Here is a 24,064-nt window from a genome sequence, read left to right as displayed (position 1 = left end):
GTCGAAGGTGCTGTCGTAGACGTAGCCTCCCTGCCCCATGACGACGGTCGCGCCGGAGCTGACGACCTTCTCGTAATCGAAGGGGTAGCTGCCGAGCCTGGTCCACTTGGACGCGCCGGGATAGACGGACTCGTCGTAATCTGCGTCCATGGTGGCTGTGATGAGGTCGTATTTCCCGATGATCTTCAGGAGGTCCGCATCCATCGATCCGCCGATGGCGATCTTGCCGGTGAGCGGGAATGTGATCTTAACGGTCTCGAGGAGATCGTTGACGTAGAACATCGGAGCGGTTTTGCGCTCGATAAAGCATTTCAGAAGGCCGACGTCCTCTTTCGTTATTTTGCCGTCAGCGTTCGTATCGGCCAGAGGATTCTTGGCCTTGTTCCAAGTCGATTTGCCATCGACTATGTTCTGGATGAAAGTTACATCGTCATTGTTGAGATAGACGTCGTTGTTAGCGTTCCCGAACACCAAGAGTTTGGTGTCGATCGAACCGACAGTGGCTTTTCCGGAATCTTCGGTCAGATAGTCCGACGTGTCGGTATTGTTATTGCCGTTGTTCCCGCCATTGTTGTTCATCAGCAGGAAAGCAGCGGCGATGGCGATGGCTACGATAGCAATCGCAGCTATTGCAATCAGCATTTTGTTGTTTGCCAAAATAACACCTTGGATTATAGTTCCAATTTTGACGACTGTTTTTTTAATATTTAATAGATGGCGAATATTGACAACTATTGATCATCATACATTTTATTTATTAATAAACATAGTAATCATACAATAATGGTGTATATAGTCAATTTTCGCGATGCATTGAGCATTTTATCCTTTTTTAGCAACCACAATGAATTGGCGATCCGAAACGTTGCGTATGCATTCCTCGACCAAAGCATCTTCAAATACTTCATTCTCCAAGATATTCATGTCAAGGCGGCCGAGCTCGCGCAAGTCCCAGGAAGGCCTTTCTTCTCCCGAAAGAGGGAGTCTGCGGAATATCGGGTCTATGATGCCGGTGCCGCCGAATCCTGTCTCTCCGCTCCTTATTCTGACTCCGTCATCGTTTGTTTTCGGCAGATTGGAATCCAGCGAGCCGATCCAATTGGCGTCTATGATGATCAGATTTTTGCCTGGTTTGAGTACGCGGCATGCCTCCGAGAGCGCTTTTTCCGGATTGAAAAATGACCACAAGCTGTTGCGGATCACAACAGAATCAAAGGTGCAATCATCGAATGGAAGGTTGCATACATCGGCGACAACGAATTCCGCATCGGAACCAACCTCTTTGGCGCATCTCTTTGCCTCTTCGATCATATGTCTGGACGAATCTATGCCGACGGATTCGTGGCCCGAGAGCGAGGCGGCAATGGCCAAGAAACCGGCTCCGCATGCAAGATCCAGAAGCTTAGCTTTCTCCGGGATTCTATTGCCCAACAATTTGAGGTATTCCATCCCCCTCCCATCTGCGCATATCCTGTGGCAAGTTCCGCTGTCGAATGGCGCCACGCCTCCCCAGTATTCTTCCACCAGGAATTTTTCCTCCTCTTCTGGGGAAGGCTTTCTGGCGCTGATCAGGAACAAAGGGGCTGGCGCTTCGGGGTTGGGCATCCGGTCAAGAGGGCCTCCGACGAGAACGTTCTCCTCAGCGACGATGTCCATGAAGCGAAGTTTGATCAGCACGTTCCGATCCCATTGGGGGCGCTGCGTCCCAAGCATAGGGCGGGTCTCCATGTATTCGCCGCGGAACATGAACCCTGTATTCACGGTCCCCGAATCCCGGCCTGATATCTTCATCTCCCTGATGAGGTCCCTGAACATTCTGTCATGCTCAGCGTCGAAGAAATTCCAGTTGAAATTGGAATCGAATACGATTATGCGGCCATCAGGCGCGAGGGCTCTCCTCCATTCTCTGTAGCATTCCTCCATGTCGGGGATTGTCCATGTCACGTTGCGGCTCAGAATGAGATCGAATGTGTTGGATTCGAAATACAGCCTGTCGGCGTTCATCTGGAGGAAGTCGCATTTCGCGCCGAATTCCTCCGCATTCATTCTGGCGACCTCCAGCATGCCTTCGCTGAGGTCCACTCCCGTGACATCGTGTCCATCCAAGGACATGGCAATGGAGAAGAATCCCGGTCCGGTGCCTATGTCCAGAACTCTGAGCTTTTCTTTTTTGGGGGCGTTCTCGTATACCATTCTCATCCATTCGTCTTTATCCGACGATGAGAGCTGGCTTTCCACTATCTTTCTGTATTCTTTGGCGGCGGCATCCCATGCTTTTCTGGTCCTGGATATTTCGTTCATATTATCGGCATTCAACGCACTCAGTCCTATGCTATAAAGGCCATGTTGGATCCTTCATTCTTCTTCGTAGATTCATGGCTCCATAATCAAACGTGATGTGCGCGTACGGGCATGTATTATTAGCGCATCCGAGAATCGTCGGCCATGGGCACTAAATGCTTCATATCAATGGAATATGGGGACTCCATCAGAGGGGTTTCCTGCAGCTATGACGGATATATCGGCAGCGCCGGAATGACTCTTCTGTCAGCTTTTTCTGATAGGAGCCTTCTTGGGATGCTTATCGACAAAGGTGACATGAGTTCTTTGGGAACAGCGCTGAACAATACATCTTTCTGCGGCGGGAATCCAAGGACATACTCCCCGGGGGAAGATCTGTGCGCCAAAGAGTCTGCCGAATACGCTTATGTTCTGGGTGAGGATGGAAGATGGGCGTATTATAAGATAGGAGATCCGGAAAGGCGCGACCTAGAATCGGACGTCCAAAAGCTGATGGAAGAGCAATCGTAAAAAGGGGGAGGCTGGCGCCCCTCCCAGATGTTTAAGAAGTTTTTTCAGAGACTTATCGTCACTCGGCTCAGTGTCCTTCCTCGTTTCCCAGGCGGCTTATCTGCCTCTGATCGACGGCTTCGGAATTAGAATTCCTCTTCTGGACCAAGTACCAGATGGGCACATAAGCCGATAGTATGACTGCGGCTATGATTATGGCTATATATGCCGTTATCCCAGTTTCCAATCCGCCATCGGAGCTCAGGTAGTAGCTCCAATAGACGAGGCTCGGGAGCCATACGCAGAACTGAACTACGACCATCGCCGAGATGACGCCGGTCCAGCCTCTGGGTGCTTTGAAAGGCCTCTCTATGCTTGCGAATCTGGGGTCTCTCTTGGTCTTCACGTATGCGGCGAGAGCGATCCCGTTTGCGATGCAGTATCCGATGGCGGAAGCCGTGAGAACTGTCATGGAAGTGGTGGAAAGCGCGAACACCCACGAGCTGGCCTCAAGCACGACGAGAAGCACAAGGTTGAAGGCGCTCACGAAAATCATCGCATTTATGGGCATGCCGTGTTTGTTCTTGACGGCGAACCATGCGGGGAGGTTCCCTTCTTCCGCTATTGAGTTGAGGGATCTCGAGGATCCAAGGAATCCGGTCTGAATGATCAGAACCATCGCGACTATAAGGAAGAACAAGGCGATGTACGATCCCAAGTCTCCGAAGACGAATCCTGCGATGGGCTTGAGCGTAGCGGTGCCCGCATCCACGATTGCGTCGTGTCCGAGGGATCCGTATACGACAGTGGAAACGAAGAAGTACATTATGAGACAGATGATTCCGCATCCGAAGAGCGCTTTAGGCACATCCTTTCCGGGTTCTTTGTATTCCGGTCCGTAAACGGCCGCCGTCTCCCAAGCGCAGGCGCTCCATTGTCCGAGCGCGAAGCATCCGAGGATGAGCACGACATCTTGGGTGGACCAGCTGAATCCGGGGCGGGTCCATTCCGTCGTGATGACATCGAAGCTGAACATTCCCTTGGCGAGAGCTCCGAGAAGAATGACGACTATAGGTATGAGCGAAAGCAATGCCAGAATTGTGCTGACTTTGGCTCCGCCTTCGAGGCCGCGCAATCCCAACACTAGCATAAGGGAAACGATTACGATCCCGACGACCATGTAAAATCCGACTGCCACCCATCCCTCGAAAGCGAGATCGAACATTTGGACGAGGTAGTCTCCGATCATCATCGTGAAAATGACGACCACGGGGCACCAAGCGAACCAATAGCACCAAGCGCTGAAGGCTCCCAATAGCTTGCCTTTGTCTACGCCGTTTGTTTTGTTTTCTGATTTGAATACGGCCTGAGCGCAGCCAGGGAGCCCAGTAGCATTAGGCAGAATCGTCACCATTTCGCCATAAGCGAGATTCTGGACGAATCCCTGCAGTACTGACACAGTCCATACGAATATGCAACATCCCCATACGAGTGAAGATACGTCGCCTAACGATGGCAAAATCAGGAGCGGAACGCCTAGGGCAATGAACATCCCCTGTTTCCAGCTCACAGATCTAGCCATCGACGCGCTATCATCTGACATTTATTTTTCCTCCAATCAAACATCCATGTTATTTGTCGATGTGTTAACAAAAAATATTGTCTTCACTATATAAAATTAATTGAAGAAAACAAAAGTATTGATATAGTCAATAAAAAAAATGGCAGCATGCATCGTTAGTTTAGCCGTCAATTGTTTATGCAATATAAATAGGTGATGTGTCAATAAAAAAATTTATAAAGTGTAAATTTTAAACAAATAATCAATGTACTATAATATTTAAAATATATAGATAAATATTAATATTAATTACTTCAAAAATAAAATAGGACTAAGTTCTCGCAGCCAAATTATCCGTCGTTTTTGGCTGCAAGCTCAGCTAAATACGAGTAGTATGGCTTGTCAAACTTAAGATCCTTCGAATCTGTCTCGGAGTACAAAGCGTTGCCCATGATCTTCAGGACGGCATTCCGCGTGACGCTGATCTCTTCCGGCGTCAGCCCTGCCGAATATGCCATATCTATGCCCTCAACCAGATCGGATATCATGTCGGCGAGTTCCTTTCCGTAGTCTGTGAGGTAAACGTGGTATTTTTTGCTCCGGGGGTCGATGCGATCGTCATAGACTATGCCCTTTTCTTTGAGGACCTTCAGAACTCTGTGCGTATTGGCGTTGTCGATGTCGAGAAAGCGTGACAGCCCGGCGGTAGTCTGCCCGTTTTGGACTCTCAGTGCAAGGATGTAAATCGCATGGGAGCTGTTGAGGCCGTAGGGTTCCACTGTTTTCGTCAGATTCTTGCGCATATGGAAGCTCAGCCTGTCCAGCAGAGCCGGCAGGAATGCGTTCCAATACGGTGTCTCAGCCATCTTATCCCTCCTCAAAGAATCCAATCCTTGAGGATGCGGGGAAGTATGGGCGAATTGACCACATAACTCCCATGGTCCGCATCCGGAACGATATACATGTGCCCATAGGGGATTTCAGCGGATATGAATTCGGTGTCCGACCTCTTTATGGAGTCGAATTCCCCTGCGATCACCAGGGTCGGGACCTTTATGGAAGCCAAATCGAATTCCGAAATATGGGGTTCCTCCAGCATCAGGCGGATTTTGGGGTCGGTCTTGTCCAACGAGTCCAGCTCTTCCTCCGTCCACTCTACGGTAGAGGGATCGGAATTGGCGCCGCTCACCGCCAGCCTCAGCAGATCATCGGGGTGCTCGGAAGCGAGGATCAGCCCTATTATACCGCCATCGCTGTATCCATAAAGTACAGGATTCTCAAGATCCAGTTCCTTGATGAGGCAATGGATGTCTTCGGCCATGTCCTTGTAATGCAGAGCATCTGCGGGGGAGCTCAGCCCGTGGCCTCTGGAATCCACTCTGACTACGGTGAAAAAATCTCTGAGCTCTTCGACTGCGACGTCGAAGATTGACATGTCTTCGCCGTTCCCATGGAGCAGTATTATGGGACGGCCTTCTCCCTCGATCTCGTAATGGATATCGATGCCGTTTATTTTCGCGAACATGTCCTGCGCCTCCCTCATCGATGCCGAAATATGGGCAAAAAGGGGCCGGGGGCCGGAATGTCCGACCCTCGATCGGTTCTTTCGGATAAGGTTAACTATTCTTTGCTCCACCCTTCATTTTAGCGTTCCTGCTCTGAAGAACGAACCAGACCGGAATGTACAGAAGCAAGATGATCGCCCCTATTATGACCGAGAACGTTCCGTTTTCGATTCCTCCGTTGATGCACCAATAGGCGAGGCAAGGTATCAGTATGAAGAACTGATAGATCATCAGGAAGCATGCCACATAGAACCATCCGCGGGGGGCGGTCCATGGTCTGGGCAGATCCTTGAATCTCTCCGATCTTCTGTACACGACGAATGCCAGCATACCCATCCCGAGCGCCAAGCAGAATCCGAAGGAGGATGCCGCAAGAATCATTCCTACGGATCCGAAATGGATGATCAGGATGAATATTATGCCCATCGCGAACTGGAACAGCATCGCAGCGATAGGCGCGCCGTTCTTATTGGTCTTGGTGAAGAATCCGGGCATGTTCCCTTCGTGGCCCATGAAGTACAGTGTCCTGGAAGATCCGAGGAAAGCGGTCTGGATCAGCATGACCATTCCGGCTACCAGCAGCACCAAAGCGACAATGAGGCCTATCTCTCCGAAGTCGGACAGGGCAATGGGGTAAAGCGTCGCGATGCCCCACTCATCGATCTGCTCGGGGGTGAGCATTCCGTAAACGCAGAAGGGCACGATGAAATACATGGCGAGACAGATCAGACCCGCTGAGATCATCGCCTTAGGCAGATCGCTTCCGGGGTTCTTGTATTCCGATCCGTAGGTTGCGGTAGATTCCCATGCGCAAGCGCACCACTGGGCATAGGCAAACATTCCGAAGATCATCAGGAAGTCGCCGGCAGACCAATCCCATCCCGTCGGGGTGAGGTTATCGACTATCATGCCGAAATCGAACGCATGGCCGGTAGTGGAGAATCCGGTGAACGGTATGGCGATGACCACAAGCATGGGCACGATAGCTATCAGAGCGAGGACAAGGCCGAGTTTGGCTCCTCCAGACAATCCCTTGGACCCGACGAACACGATTATGCTGAAGATAACGACGCCGAGAGCGAGTTGCATATAAAGAATATCGAAAGGAAGCGATATTCCCAATCCAATTTCCATGTATTTGGTTATGTAATCGCATGCTGTGCAAGTGAAAATCGGAATGACAGGCGTCCACGTGAACCAATAGGCCCATGCTGTGAACGCGCCTGCGAACTTTCCCAGATCGAATTTTTTAGGGTTGGGGCTTGTGAATACCTTCTGCGCGCACCCGCCTATTCCAGGCGCTTCCAGAGCGGCCGCCATCTCTCCGATGGCGAAATTCTGGCAGAACCCTTGCAAGACCGAGACGGTCCAGATCATTATGCTAAGTCCCCATGCGGTACCTGCTATGTCGTAGATACCTGGAAGGATGAGAATGGGAACGCCCATGGCGATGATCACTCCCTGCTTCCAATCGATGGACTTTACGAGGCCGCTGTCGGACTGAGAATTCGTCATGGACGATTCCGATCCCGATTTTCCGTCCGAGTAGACCTCGACGTTATTGCTCAAGTTGATTCCTCCCTTGGATACATTTCTTGCCGATTGTATCCAACTGTTTAATAAAATTTCATTAAACCATATTTAATCTTTTTTATTTATTGAAGAAAAAATTAAAATATATGTTTTATAAAATTCATTGATGACTACAATATTTCAATAAATTCAATATTTAAATTTTGTTATAGATTCATCCCATTTTTTAATTGCTATAAGGATAATTAATCATTAAATTTCCTAATTGTGTTATAATAACAGATTCATAAACAACATATTTAGGAATTTTTTGTTGATAATTCAATAAACAATGTATTCGAAACAAAATTTAAATAATATTGTCTAGACAAAACTATTGATTTTGGAAGTCCACTGAGATTGTATCTGCTGATACAATCCATTATAAGAGCATTATCATAATTATGCTAAACACAGACTTCGTGAGTGACAGGACACTGATTATCAATCGAAGATAAAACTGTCTGTACGCCTGCGCAGAAGCGGAGGGTACGTAGTACCCATAGCGCATGCGCAGGCGTATGCGTCAGGCCATGTCCGCCAGGTTCTTGTAAATGTAGTTGGACGACAGGTACTCGTAGACTGTGAGCCCGTAACCCAGGGCGGAATGGGGGCAGTCCGTGTTGCGGTACTCTATCCACCTCGAGAAAACCTCCCTGGCTTCGGCCAAGGACTTCATGTCGCCGAAATAGGGAGTCTCCTCAAGGGCCGATCTGTGGGTGCGCTCCATCTTTCCGTTGGTCTGGGGGTGCCTCACGCGGGATTTGATGTGCTTTATGCCGTTCTTCGCGCACCACCTGTCGAATTTGGACCGGCCAGGGCCACCGAGCATGGAATAGAACTCCGACCCGTGGTCGGTTATGACCTGCCTGGGCCTCCCGAACATGGCCATGGCCTTCTCGAACATGTCGATCACAATGTCCGCCGACGAGTGGTCGTCTATGTGGAACCCCGTGATGAACCTGGATCTGTCATCCACGATCCAGATGGATTCGACGCGGCCCCATTCGAAGTTCCATTGCTTGAAATCCGTGTGCCACAGGTCATTCGGGAGTGGACGCTCGTAGCTGCCCCTCGCCAGGTTGGTGTGGCGCTTCTTCGGCGCTCCGATGCGTCCCTCCTCCCTGAGAATCTTCGTTATGGTTGTGGGAGACAGCGGCAGATTCAGCGCATGCTTGATGCGCAGCGCACCTTCGAAGCCGTATTTAGACTGCCTTTTCAAAATCTGGCTCCTGTGCTCGTCCCTCACGGGGGACTCGCAACTCTTGGGACGGTTGGAGACGGATTGGAATCTGGTCTTGATCTGAGTGTTCGCAGACGGATGGCTGGCTGCGTATGACTTGTGGGCGGCATAAAGCCTGCTCCACTTCCTGATGAAGCCGTCGGAGACATTGAACTTCTTGCGTATCTCCTTGTATGTCCACCCGTCCTCGACTGCCACGACCGCGACGTTGTAACGCAAGGTTACAAGCGGGATGTCGTTGCCTCCGATGAGTTTGAAGTCCCATGCCGACCCCATATATTCTGAGAACCTTTCGTTAAGTATTTGACAAGCTAATGCATCGCTGATACCGGGACTTTGTTTCGTTTGTTTCACCAACTATCGTCACGAAGTCCCTCTTTTTAGAGCCTTTGAGCAAGGCGCTTCGTTTTGTTGAGCGAGGCGTACGCCTCGCTCACGAACTGTGTGTTAAATACAATAATATGGGTGCCGATTGTAATGCCAGGAAGCAAATATGACAGGGAAATCCGTTTCCTCGCGAAAGAAACTGAGAGGCTGAGCGCATAGAGAACGGATCTGGAAAAGATCAAACCGATGGATGAAGCTCAGAAGAGAGAGAACAAAGAATGCATCGAGAAGATAGATGCGCTGGTGAACCAATACACTGCCAGAAGGAAGGAGATCGAGGATTCCTTCGTCGAATGCGGGCTTGAAGTGCCTTTGGTCTCGAGGGATCTCAATGCCACTGTCAATCCCGTTGGGCCGTCATTCGAGCCTGTGGGAAGGGATTACAGGATGAGGATAGAGGATGAGGCGACGTCCAGGATGGGCAGCTCCAAGCCCCAGCCATCATCGCAGGAGAACTATGGGCCATCCGATTCGGACGATCCTGCAGTCTTAAAGGAAGACCTGAAGAGAATGCAGGTCCGCATTTCCGAGTTGGACGAAGCCATCGTCGAGGCTGCGATTGCAGACGATTTCGACAGAAAAAACAAACTGGAGAAGGAATCCCGCGACCTTCGCATCCAGCGCGAGAAGACCATAATGAAGATCAAGAATCTGGAAGTCCCCCAGCAGAAGGCCGTCAATGATGGATACGTTGAAAGGATAGAATCCCTGGAGGCCGACGTCCGCGGTTTGAGGTCCCAGATATCCATGGTACGGGGAGACATCAACGATCTAAAAGATATGGTCGAGTCCATAATGCGTTCGCTTCAGATGGACGACGAAGACGAAATCCAATGAAACCTATGGCGGCCGGCAGCCGGCTGCCGATTTCACACCTTTTAATTTCTTGGTTAATACCGACATTCTTTATTAACCTTTAATTATAGACGACCGAAAACCCATAGATGGGCACGGATGTTGATCCAATGGCTAACGAGACTATCATATTCCCATTCGTTCGCGTAGTAGGGCAGGACAAGATGAAGAAAGGGCTTCTGCTGAATATAGTGGACCCTGCAATCGGAGGGGTTCTCATCAAAGGGGAGAAAGGGACCGCCAAATCAACTTCCGTCAGATCTTTGGCGCAGATCCTTCCTCCGAGGCAGTCTGTGGTAGGGTGCCCTTACCATTGCGACCCCAGATTCCCAAAAAGGATGTGCGCCGATTGCCGCGAGAAACTCGCATCCAACACGCTGAAAACCGAGGAAGTTCCCACATCCGTTGTGGAGCTCCCGCTAAGCGCTACCGAGGACCGCGTATCCGGTACTCTCGATCTGGAGCACGTCCTCAAAACCGGACAGAAGAAATTCGAACCGGGAGTCCTGGCGCAGGCCAACGGAAACATCCTCTACGTGGATGAGGTCAATCTTCTCGACGACCACATCATCGACCTTCTGCTGGATTCCGCTGCGATGGGCGTCAACTACATCGAAAGGGAAGGTGTTTCATTCTCGCACCCCGCCAAATTCGTTCTTGTGGGAAGCATGAACCCCGAGGAGGGAAGCCTTAGGCCTCAGCTTCTGGACAGATTCGGTCTTTGTGTCGATGTCGAAGGCGAGAAGGATGTGAGCACCAGGATGGAAGTCATCAGGCGCAGGATGCAATTCGACGCCGATCCCGAGGGATACCTCGCCTCGTTCCAGAGCGAGACCGACGCCCTGAGGAAGAAGATCGAGGACGCCCGCGCTCTTCTTCCCAAAGTCGTCCTCAACGATAAGATACTCCACGATATCGTTCACGTCTGCATCCATTTCAAGATGGAAGGCCACAGGGCTGACATCACCATGATGAGGGCATCCAAAGCCAATGCGGCATTGGAGGGCAGGGCGGAAGTCACCAAAGAAGACCTTCGCACCGTCGCTCCCCTCGTCCTCGGGCACCGTCTCAAGAAGCGCGCGTTCGAGGAGGTCACCTTCGACATGAAGGAGCTGGACATATGCCTGGGCATATGACGGTCGCACACTATCCTTTCCCCGCCGTATATGGGATGGAGCAGGTCAAAAAGGCGCTGATGTGCGCTATAGCCAACCCTAAGATCAAAACGGTACTCATCAAAGGCGCTTCGGGGACGGGAAAGACCCTGGTCGCGCGCTCGCTCGGAGAGATATCCGGAAAGACGATAGTCAATGTCCCTCTGAACGTCACCGATGAGCAGCTGTTCGGATGCCTGGATCTGGAATCCGCTATCAAGGAGGGGAAAATCGAGCTCCAAGAGGGCCTTCTCCAGCGCGCGGACGGCAACATCCTCTACATGGATGACGTGAATCTGTTCGAGCAAAGGATGACCAACGGCGTGATGGAAGCCGTCCTTTCAGGAAGGGTTAAGATCGAGAGGGAGAACATATCCACGATGTACGAAGTGGATACGATCCTCGTGGCCACGATGAACATCCATGATTCGTATCTCAGCCCTGTGATCCTGGACCATTTCGATATCTGCGTCGATGCCGATTATCCCGATGATGAAGCCGGCAGGACGGAGATACTCAGGCGCAGCCTGGCTTTCGACGAGGATCCCGATGCGTTCGCCTCCATGTATGTCGAGGAGGAAAGGGCCATCGCCAAGAAGATAGCAGAGGCGAGGAAAATTACTGAAGGCGCGGTAGTCCCAGAGAATATCGCGCGCACAATAGCCACCGTCAGCGGGAATATGGGCATAGACGGCGCCAGAGGAGATCTTTCCACGGCCAACGTCGCCATAGCTCTGGCTGCTCTCGATGGAAGGTCCAATATCTCCGACGACGATCTGGAAGAAGCCACGATCCTGTGCCTCTCCCACAGGCGCAAGGTCGTCAAGGGAAGACGCGTCGACAAGATGGAGAAGGTAGTCCATTCCAGCGTCGGGTTCAACACCGAATCCAGGGCGATTTTCAAAGCGGTCCATCCGACCAGGGATCCCAATCATGGGGTGGGCTCCGATCAGGAGGAAGATGACACTCCTTACGAGGCGGATCCGGTCGCCGTCGCCGACGATACGCATAAGTTCAAAGGCAGCGAGGCAGAAGACATCATCACCAAGATCGGGGAGACCTTCGAGACCATAGACCTCTTCGAGCAGGAAGGCGCGGCAAAGGCCCGCGGGGTATCCAGCACGAAAGGGAAAAGGGTCATGAAAAGGACCGCCACCCGTTCGGGCAGATATGTCGGCTCCCGTATGACAGAAGAGAAGAATCCCGATCTGGCATTCGATGCGACGGTCCGCGCGGCGGCTCCGTATCAGATCAAGCGCCACAGCGAGAAGGACACCGATTTGGCCGTCATCATCGAGAAACAGGATATGAGGGAGAAGATCAGGGAGACGAGGTCCTCCTCCACCTTCCTGTTCGCCGTCGATACCAGCGGGTCGCTCATTATCAGGAACAGGATGGTGGCAGTCAAAGGGGCGATATTGTCTCTCCTGAAGCAGCATTATGTGAAGAAGGATCGCGTAGGGTTCATGACATTCAACGAGAGCGCGATCCAGATTCTGATGCAGCCCTCCAGAGAGGTCGAGACCATCTACAAGCTGCTGGACGAATTGGCTATCGGAAAGAGGACGCCGATGTCGGCGGCTCTTCAGTACCTCAACGATTATATGTCCATGTACACGAAAAAGCGTCCCGATGACGATTGCTACGTCGTTCTGGTGACCGATGGGGGCGCAAATATATGCTTGGATCCTGATGACAAGACCACCGATCCCATAGAGGAGGCATTGGGCATCGCCCGCAGGATGAACATCCCCGGCGTGAAGTGGATCGTCATCGATTCGGAGAAAAGGTATGACACCGTCCATCATGCCAAAGAGTTCGCCGACGCTCTCAGAGCCACGTACTATACCTTGGACGATCTCAAAGTCGTCACACACGAAGAGATCAATCTGGTCCGCACTGCCAAGCAGCGCATCCAAAAATGAGGGGCGGGGGATTTTCCCCTCCCCGATTATTTTCCGCTTTCGTCGCCGATGTATTCCACGGGGGTGAGTTTGAGGCCCACAACCCCGCCGATGATGAGCGCCAAGCATATCCCCATGCCTAAGCTGAAGGGTGTGTCCTCCAAGCCCAAGACATACGATACGATGACCGTGAATAGCACTCCGATGCCTATCCATACGGCATAGGCCGTCGTGAACGGCACGCCCAATCTCATGGGGTATTCCAGACAGATCATGCTCAGGAAAAGGAATATTATGGTTATGGCGTCCCACATGATGTTGGTGAAATTGTCGGTGTATGCGAGCCCGATGGACCATCCCAGCTGAAGGAATCCCCCCAATATGATGAGTATCCATGCGAGCGCAGTTTTGTTTTTCATCTCCATTCAATTCACCCCGAAATCAGTCTTACACCTATTATCCCGACCACGATCATGCAGATGAACAGCATCTTCCTGGCGGTGAGCTTCTCTTTGTAGAGAGCCCTTCCTATGATCACGATTCCTGCGGCTCCGATACCCGCCAGGATGGAGTAAGAGACTCCCGGCCCGATGTTCTCTGGGTTAGAGGGTATCGAGAGAAGGTATAAGCACAGCAGCACCAGAACGACGGCGGCGATGCCCCACCCTATCTTTTTGAAATTCTCGGATTTGTCCAGGCAGGTGACCCATATCGGCTCGATGATACTGGCCACCAGAAGGATGATCCAAGCCCAAATCATTTCCATAATTCTAATTTGACGGGATACGATATAATTGTTGCTGATTATGGTTGTTCAATAATTAAAAATGCATATGAATTAATGATTTTTATTGTCAAATCAATGTACTGCCTTTTTATCGCCCGCCCGAATGACAAAGCGAACCTGTGCGCAAATACCGGGAGATAAAACTCAATCTTGAAGAAGGGGGGATGAACCCCCCAGTTTTCATATTTCTTTGAAAATTTTGTACGCTTTCCAGAGACCGAAAGCACAGAGAGCTATGATGAATATCGAGCTCACTATGGCGGATGCATCGCCTCCAAGTATGCTTTCGGAGAATGTGTCTACGTATTGCTCCCAGTTGCCCATTCTTTCACCTCACTTTGATACTCTGTGGACGATTTCCTGGAACATGTCCTTCCCCAAACCCGTGATTTTGTAGCGGTGGATGAGGTGGTCCTTCCAGAATGTGCCTTCCGTGTCGATCTTTGTTTCTTCTTCGGAAAGGAATCCTGCCGAGACAAGCTCGATGATATCGTATGTCACGACTCCTCTGCCATAGTCCCCTGCCATGTTGTATTCCTTCTGGATTACGGGGACGATGTCCTGAAGCCACCATTCCTTATCATTGAACAGTTCCAGGATGCGGAATTTGATGGGTTCTCCTTCCATCATATTCAATCACCCCTTTCTCTCAGCGAGACGAGACCTTCAGTGTCTTCCGATGCCAGCAGGAAGCTTCCGATAAGACATATGATGAGTCCTGCGATGGTAGATCCGACGATGATTGCCATCGTCTCATCGGTGTATCCGAGCGCGCTCTGAGGCCCGCAGAAGAGGCAAAGGAACAAGACCGCGCAAGCGGCGTAAAGGCTTCCGACAGCCTGTCCGCGAGCAACTCCCAGCAGCGGGAACGACTTGTACCAGGTGACATAGCACCAAGCGAAAGACAGTCCGAGCAGGATGAAGATGAAGAAGGTAGCGGGGTCAAGGAATTCGCCGACGGTGCTGAATATGGGGACACCGCAGACAGCCAGCACGCACATGACAATGGCCCAGAATATGGCTTCGAAGACGAATCTCAGGTGGAGACCGACATCGGGCTCGCAGAAGTCAAGCGCCTTTCCTGCGCAGACTCCTTCGAATCCCCATCCGACTGCGGCCATGACTCCGCCGATGAGTCCGATGGTGGGGTTGGTGCCTTCGCCGCCGGTGACTCCTCCGGTAGCGATGGATCCGGCGTACAGCGTGATTCCTCCGATGAGAAGGACAATGATTGCGAGGTATCCTCTCTTGGAGACTTTCTGCTTGAGATACAGAACAGACATGATGGTTCCGATGATCGGATACAAAAGTCCGGCGATGGCGGCGAACCCGGAGCTGAGGTTGAAAGCCGCGAGGTAAGTTCCAGAAACTGCGCAGGCTCCGCAGATACCTGCCATCATGAAGTATTTGCTGGCTCCTCTGACCTCAACCAGTTCCCTCTTGAATTCGGGGAGTTTTTTGAGGCCGCCATTCCAGATGAATAGCACGAGCGCACAGAAGATCGCATTGAAACCTGTGATGAATATGCACGCAGCGATAGTCTGCATGTCCCCGCTCAGGGAAGTTTCTGCGAGGTTATCCTGCAATTCCAGAAGTATGTCTAGGTTCCATGCGGAATTCCCGGGAACATACCATATTCCCCAATAAAGGGCACACAGGATACCCATCAGAAGTCCGATGCGGACTTTCTTCTTATGGTCCAGCTGCTTTTTTTCATTAACATCCATTTTATTTCCTCCAGTTGTAGCCTGGTTGTAAAGATGATAAGTTTAAAAGATGTTGGAAGAATATATAAAATTATGTTTTCCTCAAAAAGAGTTAAATAATATCATCCAGTATTTATTATATTGATTAATCAATAAATTTTTTTAATATATAAAGTATCTTTATGTTGATTACTCAATAAATAAAAGCGTGGCCAGTAATATATTAATGTATTGCTAATGATAAACAACAATTCGGTATGAATCGCTGCAATAGGCTTGTGGTCGCTTATCCGCGATATGCGCGGCCATAATAATGTCGGAAAGGGTTTGCGGGGCATTAAGCCCCATCATTGAACGATCTGGAATTCTCTGAGTGAGAGATGGCTTCCATCGCACGCATGCTCGCAGCGTCTGCAAGCGGTGCCCGCACATCTGTCCGATTTTACGTAAGCGTGGACGCCGTCGCTTTCCCTTACGATGGAGATGGCTTTCTCCGGGCATGCCTTCATGCATTTCTTGCATTCGATGCATCCATCTACCTTGCCTGTGAGGACGGTCTTCGATTCCTCCAGTATTATGACCCCTCTCTTCTCGACGTCAGGGAGATCGGTCTTCGCGAGCCTTTCGACCTTTACGTCTTTGGCGGGCTCGGTCAGAGGCTTATACCCATAGATTTCTAGCATCGGGTTGTACTGGTCGGCAGGCATGCCGGTGCACCAGAGGGAGTATTCTATCGAATAGATGTTCTTGAAATTGTCCGAAGTTGCGAACATCACATGGGTGGCTCTGAGCTCCTTGGCGAATTCGCGGAGTCTGAGCAGATCGACCTGGCCTAGCGCGACCTTCCTGGCCATCTCGATGGAAGTGTTCCCGAACTGTATGAGGTGCGTCGCGCCCGGGCAGACCATCCCTATTCCCAACGCTTTGATCGCATCTACATACAATCCTGAGGCGCCGGACATATATGCTTTCTTGACGTCTCCGGTCCAAAGGCCAGCTTCGAGAAGGAGCGTCAGGAAACCGGCGCGGAGGGCGCCTATAGCTTTTCCAGCCTCCTCGACGTCATGGGAGCTGATGCATACTCCATCCTGAAGATGTATTTTCTCATCCGGAGTCAGGATCTGGGGTGTATTGATGAGGCCTCCGTACATACCGCAGTACAAAGCGGCGACGACGCCGGTTCCTGTGACTCCAATCGCCCTTTGGTCTCTGGTGATCACCGATTTTCCGGTGGTCGGATCGACCACGTCGGCGATGACATCCCTGATGGCATCGTTGAGGACCGTGCACTCCCAGCCGCCTTCGACCGCATCCACATCAGAGATCGCTCCAGGGGCGGCAAGCATCCCGCGCTCTATCTCCTGCCCTTCCAGAGCAGGCCCGGCGGCAGCGGATCCGGTGTAGATTTTTCCGTCGACGATGAGGGCCATCTCGGCGTTGGTTCCGTAGTCGACCACGATGACAGGCTCTTTCTCTTCGAGGATGTTGGTCATCTTCAGCATCGCAATCGCGTCCGCGCCTATTTCGTGGGTGACAGCGGGCGGTATTATGACTTCCGCGTTGGGGAGGCCGATGAGACCGAGCTCTTCGGCTTTCCTTATTGTCCCATTCCTTTCCGGAGGAATCACGCCCATATTCTTCAGCGCATTTTTGCCTGCGTATGCCAGATCCCTTATCTCGATGTTCTCGAACAGCGACATCTGGAATGTGTTCCCGCAGACCCCTATCCTTTTGACTTGGGTGAGATCGATTCCTAACGATGCGAAGAGGTTGTTGGCGGCATTTACGATCAGGCCGTGGGCGATGTCTTCGCCCGATTGGATCGCAAAATTCACGTGGTCGATAACATTCATCCCAGGTATGGGATGGCGTTGGGTGATAGCGGTTCCCAGAGTTTCGCCCGTATCCAAATCCAAGGCCTGGCACCTCATTCCGCTAGTTCCGATGTCCAGTGCGATTCCGTAGTTGGCCATTTTATCAGTCCAAACTTCTCGTTGAGAATATTATTAAAGGTATTGTTCCGCGATATTTAACGATGACTTGCAATGATAAATGGCGTCGGCATCCAAAAACAATCGAATATAACTCGAAAAAAATGTTGAAGCCATCTTTTGAGCGTCTCTATGGCATCTCCCCGCCGTCGATTCGATCTGTTCGGAGTCTGCGCTCCGTTCCAGCCGCCAAAATCCCGTACTTAACGAATGGTCGGCCGCATCGCATTCGTTGCAAACTGATCTGATGGGAATCAGATCGGCTATTATCGGGTGAAAAAGAAAGGCGAGGGGTTAGCCCCCTCTGTTTCGATTGAGGTTTAGGTTCACTCTTTCTCGAATGCAGCGCTGAACTTAGCGGCGGCATCGGAGGCGTTCTCGGTGTAGAGGTCGGCTCCGATTTCGTCGGCCCACTGCTGGGTGACAGGTGCTCCGCCGACGTTGGTCAGGAGGGAGTCCCTGACGCCGGCTGCCTTGAGCTTCTCTTCCAGGGTCTTCTGGTGGACCATGGTAGAGGTCATGAGGGCAGAGGTACCGACAGCGACAGGCTGGTACTTCTTGCAGGCTTCGACGATCTGATCGAGGGGAACGTCCCTTCCGATGTTCTCGACTTTGAATCCTGCGACTTTCAGCATGATGGCCACGATGTCTTTTCCGATGGAGTGGATGTCTCCCTCTATGGAGCAGATAACGACGGTTCCGAGCCCAGAGGAGACCTCTCCTCCGCGCTTCTCGAGCTCGGGGTTGAGGACGTCCATAGCTGCGTTCATGGCGGCCGCGGCGGCCATAACGTGGGGCAGGTAAACTTTCTTCTGCTCGAAGAGGGCTCCGACCTCGGTCATTCCGAGGGAGAATCCCTTCTCGATGAGCTCGACGATGTCGAAATCCTCGGCGATAGCCTGTTTGGCGACCTCGACGGCCTTCTTGTTGTTGTAAGTCATTACTGCTGCTTTTGCGTCGTCGCAAAGTGACATGTTTGTTTCCTCCTTCAAATTAAGTCGTTTATTAAATCAGAATTTCATTGAGTCGTCTGCTTCCTTGACGATAGCCCTGATCTTCGCGTCGATTTCAGGGTCGATCTTGGGGACGATGTGGTTCTTCATGACGTCCAGAACAACTTCGTGGGCGACTTCCACGCAGGATTTGGATCCCTGGGACTTCCAGTCACCGAGCATGTCTCTGTTGAAGACGAGGGGGTTGGAAGGCATCTCCATGTTCTCCATGGTGGTGGGGTGTCCGATGAAGTCGTTTCCGACTCCGACTTCCTTGATGACGTCGACGGCAAGGGTCTCATCGGTGACGGGGATTCCCTCGAGGGCTCTCCTCTCCATGTTGATGATGTCGTTGTCTATGACGAGCTGCTCAAGGGAGAAAGTCTGTCCGAGCTCGAGCATTCCGCTTCCGTAGATGGAGTTGGCACCGGCCATGTGGGGCAGGAACGAGGTGATGGTCTTCTCGTGGGCGGCCTGAGAGTCGGGGACTTTGGCGTCGGTCTAGTTTCCGGCGACGAACACGGGCAGTCCGTAGTACTGTCCGAGTTTGGCCACACCAGCGGAGATCATTCCGAGTTCGGGGGCTCCGACGGGGGCGGTTCCATGCATGAGGTCGAAACAGGTGGTGGAAGATCCGTAGAAGACGGCCGCACCGGGTTTCGCCAGCTCAGCGAGGATGATACCGGAAAGAATCTCGGCGTTGTGGGTGACGAGGGTTCCCGCAAGGTGGATGGACGAAGACGCTCCGGCCATGGCCATGGACAGGACGTTCACGGGGATTCCGTATCTGGCACCCTGGATGATGACCTGGCATGCGTTGTAGCTGAGCTCTAGAGGGGAGGTGGGGCACACGAGCATGGACATGAGAGGCCTGTCGCGGGCTTTCTTCTCGTCTCCTCCGTAATACGCTTTGAGGATCTCCCAGTAGTATTTGACGTGGTCGGCCACGGGATCGATGTGATGGAAGTGCTTCACGGTGTTGGCGATCGAGGTGTACAGCTCGTGGACGTCTTCGGCTCCGACTCCTGCCCAGTCCCTTGCGGAAACTGAGAGGGAGAAGTAGCTGATTCCCTCTGCCCAGTCGCACAGGATGGCGGTCTTGGCGAGGTCCGCGTCGTTGGAGTCGCGGGTCTCGTATTTGTTGTCGCCGAGATAGTCGCACATCTGGATTCCGGTTCCGAAGTTGGTGAAGTGGACGCGTCCTTTCCAGGTCTGCTCGACGGTGTGCTCGTCGTCTCTTCCGTAGAGGTAGAAGGTCTTGGGAGCGCTGGCGAGAGCCCTGTTGAGCAGGAAGTCGGGGATCCTGACCATGTTGGTCTGGTAGTCCACGATGCAACCGTTGTCCTCGAAGATGTGCCTGGCTTCGTCGTCGGAAACCTGGACTCCGTAGTTCCAGAGAACGTCCCTGGTGGCTTTGTCGATGGACTCAAGGTCGTCCTGAGTGAACATGGTGAGTTTCAATCCGGCCGCTTTGATTTTTCCAGGGTACTGAACTGCTTTCATTTTTGTTCCTCCTAGTCTTGGCCCAAATAGATTGAGGGCCATAATCGGTTTGGATGAGTAATCTGTTTGTTTAAACAAATACTTTTGTTTGTTATTGTCCAATGCATCCGATTGAGGGGACGAATCCCCTCGTTCGGAGTTCATCTTTTGAGCTTTTCGCGGAATTTCTCGCAGCTGTTGATCTTGATGTCGAGAAGGCTCTCGATGTTCATCTTAGCGGCGATTCCACGGGGGGCTCCGGGTATTCCAGTGACGCTTCCGAGCTTGAGCTCTTCGCGGAGGTCTCTCATGATGCATTCGTCTCCGAGATCCATCGGAGTGACGCCGAGCTTCTTGGCGACATACTCTTTGCAATCATCGAGTTTCATGCTCTTGGTGTACATCATCCTGGCGACGAGGTCACCGGCGGACCTGATCCCTCCCATTCCGGAAGCGACGAGGTGGGGGATATCCATACCCATGGGGTCTCCGACTCCGACCTAAACTCCATCGACTTTGGCGATCTCGACCATTGCTTTGTTGCATCTGGCAACGGCATCGAGCGGAGGGGTCTCAAACATGGGGATTCCTCCGACACCCATTCCCATGTCCACGTGGACGGGTATGGGGGAGTCTTCGACGGCTTTCTTGATGAAGGTGACGGCCCTTCCGAGGTTCCAAGCGAGGGATCTGGAGGTGTTGGTGTTGCACACAGCTCCGAAGACGTTGGCTCCGGCTTTGGCGATCAGTTTTGCCTGCTGGTGGGGGTACATTCCTGCGGCAATCTGGCCATCGAACTCCATCATTCCGTGGATTCCCATGACAGACTCTCCAGCGGCACCGACGTTGATGTAGGCCTCGGGGCATTTCTCCCTGAGGATCTTGACTCCGTTCAGAGTTCCGCAGAAGTCTGCGTCACCGGCGGAACCGGTGGTGTCGAAGTTGAATCCATCGGAACCAGCGGCCTGAAGCCTGGTGGTGACGAATTCGATGTCTCTGGCGAGGTGCTCCGCAGCGGCTTCGGAGGAAGCCATGGACTCTTCGATCTTGAATTCCCTCATGAGGTCGGCGGGGTTTCCGTAAGGTCCATCGGGAGCGTAGTAAAGTCCCATGTTGGGCATCGCACCGTAGAAGTAGGGGGCGATGATTTCCTGCTGGATCTCTTCCATGGTCTGCATTTCCATGGAAATCACAGGTTTTACAGGTTTGATTGAGTAGTCGGAGTGGGCCAGTTCGAAGGTATCTGCTCCGAGTGCCCTCTCGTGCAGGAGAGCAGCTTCCAGCCTTCCCATGTCGACGCCGTTTCCGGAGTTCCCATTGTCTCCAGTGAAGTCAAGCTGACCGATATCGTAGGTCATGACGACTTCGTGTCCAGGTTCTACTCCAACGACCCTGCACTGATCCATGATGATCTCGCACATGTGCTCCATGTCGTTGGCATCCAGCGCAGGGATACTTGCCATATCGGCTGCGTCAGCGGACCCGGCTTGGATGTCAGTCATGATTTGCTCTTTGGTCATGGTGACCCTGCGGCCGTCTCCCATTCTTGTGTAGTACTCAGTCATATCGTTTCCTTCTTTTTTCGGGAAAAGATTTCAGGCTCCGAGGACTTCTTGAGCTTTCCTCGTAGTCTCAGATGCAGATTCTCCGTAGATGTCCGCTCCGATTTTGTCGCAGAATCCCTGTGTGATGGGGGCTCCTCCGACCATGACGGTGACTTTGTCACGGATTCCCTCGTTGGTGAGGTTGTCGATGACGGTCTTCATCTGGACCATGGTGGTGGTCATGAGAGCAGACATTCCGCAGAATGTGCATCCTGCTTTGCATTCCTCAACGAATTTCCCGAGGGGAACGTCTCTTCCAAGATCGTGCACATCGAATCCGGCGCACTGAAGCATAGTGGAGCAGATCGATTTGCCGATGTCGTGAACATCCCCTTCAACAGTTCCCATGACAGCAGACGCTTTGATGTCGCTTCCGCCAGAGCCTGCAGAGAGTTCGTCGTTGAGAGTCTCCATTGCCTTCTTCATTCCTGCGGCGGCGGACAGAACGTGCGGGAGGAAGAGCTTTCCTCTTTCGAAGAGAACTCCAACCTCGGACATGGTTCCTCCGAGGGTGTTGATGATCTCTGTCGCGGGCATGCCTGCGGCGTGGGCCTCATCAACAGCTTTAGCAATGTCGGGCACTTTGCACGAAACAAGTGCATCGTGCAGTTTCTGAGTCTCATTTTCGAATGCCATTTTATTCCTCCTTCAGATACGCGATGCGTACCAGCGACCTGCTTTGTTTTCACAATGCTGAGTCGTCAATTAATGGAACAACGATTCGATATATAATAATCACGCTATGTCTTTATCCGCCATATAATTAATCTGTAATATTATAACCAATATATCCAAGTAGAGACCAGTTTAAATACAATGCTCATCGCAAAATTGTAATTGTTTATTATTTAGTATTAATTAAAATAAATTTATCATTAATTTTAGAATTAATACGATTTTTATTATTAAAACAAATATATTATTTCAACACTATTTCAATCATAAAAAATCATTCAAATGGGGCATTATCCTTGTTTCAAAGAGGTTTTATTCTGTTTTTTATTGTTTAGGCTAACTAAAAACAGCCATGTTGGCTGGATATATCGATTCATCCATCATAATACTCCGAGGAAAATTAGATGCTGGGTGGCGCACTCCTTACATGGGATATAAAGGTGCGCTTGTTCAGTTTTCAATTGTTACTATATAGTTATCGAATCGCATTAATATTGATTAGTCATTACATCTATTATGAGTGGCGGAGAGGACATCTACTGGAATTCTTTTCTTCCAGCATTCTTCGATAGAATGAGCGTCCAGATGCGCAAGAATATGACTGAGTTCGTCAAAGATCACGGACTGACAAGTGCGCATGCGATTTATCTCATCGCCCTCAGGCTGCAGGATGGTCAGACTCTCGTCAGCCTCTCGCGTTTCTTGGATCTTGATACTGCCAACACCAACAGAGTCATCAAAGTTCTGAGAGAGAAGAATCTGATATACGACGACCGCAAAACGGAGAGCAGCAAGAAGTATTCTATTTATCTCACGGATGAAGGGAGAATGCTTGCCGATCGCGTCATGAATGGCGTTACAGACCTGAACAACAGATATTTTGAGAATATTCCGCGCGAAGATGTTCTTCATCTGCGCAATACCCTTATCCGCATCCTAAACAACATGGAGCTGGATATCAACAGCTATATGGGTTCCAAATATGAGGATCCGTTCTACACTCATCTGAGCATCGTTCCGCTCGATGACGATTACACCACGGAACCGAAGCGTTTGGACAACAGAAAAATCAAAAAATGATTCGGGATGAACCTGTGGCTTAATGGGCCGTGCCGCCATCCAATCTTGAATTCTTTAAATATGACAGAGTTCATGTCTGAACCATGGGCAAAGTAGTGGCGATAGTATCTAGCCCCAGAGCCAAAGGCAATTCGATGGCCATCGTCAACAGCGTCATAGATGGAGCGATGGGGCTGTCCACCAATATGATTGTTCTTCATAGCCTTCACACTATGCTCATTCATGGATGCAACGCTTGCATGGCATGCAAATCCAAGAACCATTGCGTGATCGAAGATGAGCTGACCGATGTCTTAGAAGACATAAAAGATGCGGATGCATTGGTCATTTCTGCGCCGGTTTATTTCGACGGCCCTTGTTCTCAGTACAAAATGTTCGAGGACAGGCTGTTTTCCTTCATGGCCCCCGATGGTTCCGTGAAGTTGCCGCCGGGGAAGAAGACCGTCATAGTCGTCACATGCGGCGGTCCCAAGGAATCGGGCCAGAAGGTCTGCGATCACATCGCGAACACATTCAGGATGCTTGGCGCGGAAATCGTCGGGACCATAGTCTTTTCGGATCAGGGCGGTTCCAGAGTCGCGTCCTCCTGCGATGATGTCATCGAGCAGGCTAAGGAATTGGGGAAAACGTTCAGGACGAATTATCGCGAATATGATCCCCATTACCACGGCGCAAAGCAGTGATCCATTAGGGGATGATTTTTGCCCCGATTGATT

25 protein-coding genes are annotated in these 24,064 nt (G+C 51.3%); 6 read left to right on the top strand and 19 right to left on the bottom strand.

From position 1 onward, the window contains the following. A partial coding sequence (locus IKP20_05340; GenBank protein ID MBR4504375.1) for a hypothetical protein occupies window positions 1–657 on the bottom strand: 657 nt, incomplete at its 3' end. A 165-nt stretch (window positions 658–822) separates the two neighbouring features. After that, window positions 823–2,301 (bottom strand): class I SAM-dependent methyltransferase, encoded by a 1,479-nt coding sequence (locus IKP20_05335; protein ID MBR4504374.1) that lies wholly within the window; start codon window positions 2,299–2,301, stop codon window positions 823–825. A 144-nt stretch (window positions 2,302–2,445) separates the two neighbouring features. Between IKP20_05335 and IKP20_05330 the strand changes: the two genes are divergently transcribed. Beyond that, entirely contained in the window at window positions 2,446–2,811 is a 366-nt protein-coding gene (locus IKP20_05330) for a hypothetical protein (protein ID MBR4504373.1), read from the top strand. A 67-nt stretch (window positions 2,812–2,878) separates the two neighbouring features. Here the strand turns inward: IKP20_05330 and IKP20_05325 are convergent, their stop codons facing one another. The 5 genes from IKP20_05325 to IKP20_05305 all read right to left on the bottom strand — a co-directional run bounded on the left by IKP20_05325 (window position 2,879) and on the right by IKP20_05305 (window position 9,007). Then, window positions 2,879–4,342, bottom strand: coding sequence for an APC family permease (locus IKP20_05325; protein MBR4504372.1), 1,464 nt, complete (start codon window positions 4,340–4,342; stop codon window positions 2,879–2,881). A 359-nt stretch (window positions 4,343–4,701) separates the two neighbouring features. After that, a complete protein-coding gene (locus tag IKP20_05320; protein ID MBR4504371.1) occupies window positions 4,702–5,217 on the bottom strand; it encodes a hypothetical protein in 516 nt (171 codons plus the stop codon). A gap of 11 nt (window positions 5,218–5,228) precedes the next feature. Next, the gene (locus tag IKP20_05315) at window positions 5,229–5,876 is read right to left on the bottom strand and encodes an alpha/beta hydrolase (protein ID MBR4504370.1); all 648 of its coding nucleotides are present in this window, start codon (window positions 5,874–5,876) and stop codon (window positions 5,229–5,231) included. A 91-nt stretch (window positions 5,877–5,967) separates the two neighbouring features. Beyond that, a complete protein-coding gene (locus IKP20_05310; protein ID MBR4504369.1) occupies window positions 5,968–7,431 on the bottom strand; it encodes an APC family permease in 1,464 nt (487 codons plus the stop codon). Window positions 7,432–8,014: 583 nt separating this feature from the next. Continuing rightward, window positions 8,015–9,007 carry a transposase family protein gene (locus IKP20_05305; GenBank protein MBR4504368.1) on the bottom strand — a complete coding sequence of 331 codons (993 nt, stop codon included), beginning with the start codon at window positions 9,005–9,007 and terminating at the stop codon, window positions 8,015–8,017. Between the two features lie 297 nt (window positions 9,008–9,304). Here IKP20_05305 and IKP20_05300 point away from each other — a divergent pair, with 297 nt between their 5' ends. The 3 genes from IKP20_05300 to IKP20_05290 all read left to right on the top strand — a co-directional run bounded on the left by IKP20_05300 (window position 9,305) and on the right by IKP20_05290 (window position 13,052). Then, a complete protein-coding gene (locus IKP20_05300) occupies window positions 9,305–9,955 on the top strand; it encodes a hypothetical protein (GenBank protein ID MBR4504367.1) in 651 nt (216 codons plus the stop codon). 128 nt (window positions 9,956–10,083) lie between these two features. Beyond that, on the top strand, window positions 10,084–11,109 hold the full coding sequence (locus IKP20_05295; GenBank protein ID MBR4504366.1) for an AAA family ATPase: 1,026 nt from the start codon (window positions 10,084–10,086) through the stop codon (window positions 11,107–11,109). After that, the gene (locus IKP20_05290) at window positions 11,094–13,052 is read left to right on the top strand and encodes a VWA domain-containing protein (protein MBR4504365.1); all 1,959 of its coding nucleotides are present in this window, start codon (window positions 11,094–11,096) and stop codon (window positions 13,050–13,052) included. The genes IKP20_05295 and IKP20_05290 overlap by 16 nt, the downstream gene beginning before the upstream one ends. 26 nt (window positions 13,053–13,078) lie before the next feature. On the opposite strand, the gene IKP20_05285 is transcribed toward IKP20_05290, so the two are convergent. From IKP20_05285 to IKP20_05230, 12 genes are all read right to left on the bottom strand, one after another. Then, a complete protein-coding gene (locus IKP20_05285) occupies window positions 13,079–13,456 on the bottom strand; it encodes a QacE family quaternary ammonium compound efflux SMR transporter (protein ID MBR4504364.1) in 378 nt (125 codons plus the stop codon). 5 nt (window positions 13,457–13,461) lie between these two features. Continuing rightward, window positions 13,462–13,776, bottom strand: coding sequence for a quaternary ammonium compound-resistance protein SugE (locus IKP20_05280; GenBank protein MBR4504363.1), 315 nt, complete (start codon window positions 13,774–13,776; stop codon window positions 13,462–13,464). Window positions 13,777–13,998: 222 nt separating this feature from the next. Continuing rightward, the gene (locus IKP20_05275) at window positions 13,999–14,142 is read right to left on the bottom strand and encodes a hypothetical protein (protein MBR4504362.1); all 144 of its coding nucleotides are present in this window, start codon (window positions 14,140–14,142) and stop codon (window positions 13,999–14,001) included. A gap of 9 nt (window positions 14,143–14,151) precedes the next feature. Next, complete coding sequence (locus IKP20_05270; GenBank protein MBR4504361.1) at window positions 14,152–14,448, bottom strand: hypothetical protein; 297 nt, start codon at window positions 14,446–14,448, stop codon at window positions 14,152–14,154. Between the two features lie 2 nt (window positions 14,449–14,450). Beyond that, a complete protein-coding gene (locus tag IKP20_05265) occupies window positions 14,451–15,365 on the bottom strand; it encodes an EamA family transporter (GenBank protein MBR4504360.1) in 915 nt (304 codons plus the stop codon). A 506-nt stretch (window positions 15,366–15,871) separates the two neighbouring features. Continuing rightward, window positions 15,872–17,497, bottom strand: a complete 1,626-nt coding sequence (locus tag IKP20_05260; protein MBR4504359.1) for a methylamine methyltransferase corrinoid protein reductive activase — start codon at window positions 17,495–17,497, stop codon at window positions 15,872–15,874. 344 nt (window positions 17,498–17,841) lie between these two features. Further along, entirely contained in the window at window positions 17,842–18,489 is a 648-nt protein-coding gene (locus IKP20_05255; GenBank protein ID MBR4504358.1) for a methyltransferase cognate corrinoid protein, read from the bottom strand. Window positions 18,490–18,525: 36 nt separating this feature from the next. After that, the gene (locus IKP20_05250; protein MBR4504357.1) at window positions 18,526–18,963 is read right to left on the bottom strand and encodes a trimethylamine methyltransferase family protein; all 438 of its coding nucleotides are present in this window, start codon (window positions 18,961–18,963) and stop codon (window positions 18,526–18,528) included. Between the two features lie 45 nt (window positions 18,964–19,008). After that, the gene (locus IKP20_05245; protein MBR4504356.1) at window positions 19,009–20,010 is read right to left on the bottom strand and encodes a trimethylamine methyltransferase family protein; all 1,002 of its coding nucleotides are present in this window, start codon (window positions 20,008–20,010) and stop codon (window positions 19,009–19,011) included. A gap of 140 nt (window positions 20,011–20,150) precedes the next feature. Next, window positions 20,151–20,471 carry a hypothetical protein gene (locus tag IKP20_05240; GenBank protein MBR4504355.1) on the bottom strand — a complete coding sequence of 107 codons (321 nt, stop codon included), beginning with the start codon at window positions 20,469–20,471 and terminating at the stop codon, window positions 20,151–20,153. A gap of 18 nt (window positions 20,472–20,489) precedes the next feature. Beyond that, on the bottom strand, window positions 20,490–21,554 hold the full coding sequence (mtbB, locus tag IKP20_05235; protein ID MBR4504354.1) for a [dimethylamine--corrinoid protein] Co-methyltransferase: 1,065 nt from the start codon (window positions 21,552–21,554) through the stop codon (window positions 20,490–20,492). Window positions 21,555–21,584: 30 nt separating this feature from the next. Then, the gene (locus IKP20_05230; GenBank protein ID MBR4504353.1) at window positions 21,585–22,229 is read right to left on the bottom strand and encodes a B12-binding domain-containing protein; all 645 of its coding nucleotides are present in this window, start codon (window positions 22,227–22,229) and stop codon (window positions 21,585–21,587) included. Between the two features lie 555 nt (window positions 22,230–22,784). On the opposite strand from IKP20_05230, the gene IKP20_05225 reads away from it, so the two are divergent. Both IKP20_05225 and IKP20_05220 read left to right on the top strand, forming a co-directional pair. Next, window positions 22,785–23,348, top strand: coding sequence for a winged helix-turn-helix transcriptional regulator (locus tag IKP20_05225; GenBank protein MBR4504352.1), 564 nt, complete (start codon window positions 22,785–22,787; stop codon window positions 23,346–23,348). A gap of 83 nt (window positions 23,349–23,431) precedes the next feature. Then, window positions 23,432–24,031, top strand: coding sequence for a flavodoxin family protein (locus IKP20_05220; protein MBR4504351.1), 600 nt, complete (start codon window positions 23,432–23,434; stop codon window positions 24,029–24,031). Window positions 24,032–24,064: the final 33 nt, after the last annotated feature.

The organism is Candidatus Methanomethylophilaceae archaeon, from assembly GCA_017524805.1.
Lineage (GTDB): Archaea > Thermoplasmatota > Thermoplasmata > Methanomassiliicoccales > Methanomethylophilaceae > Methanoprimaticola.
Note: the sequence above shows the minus strand (reverse complement) of the source record. Positions and strands in the feature narration are given on the sequence as shown.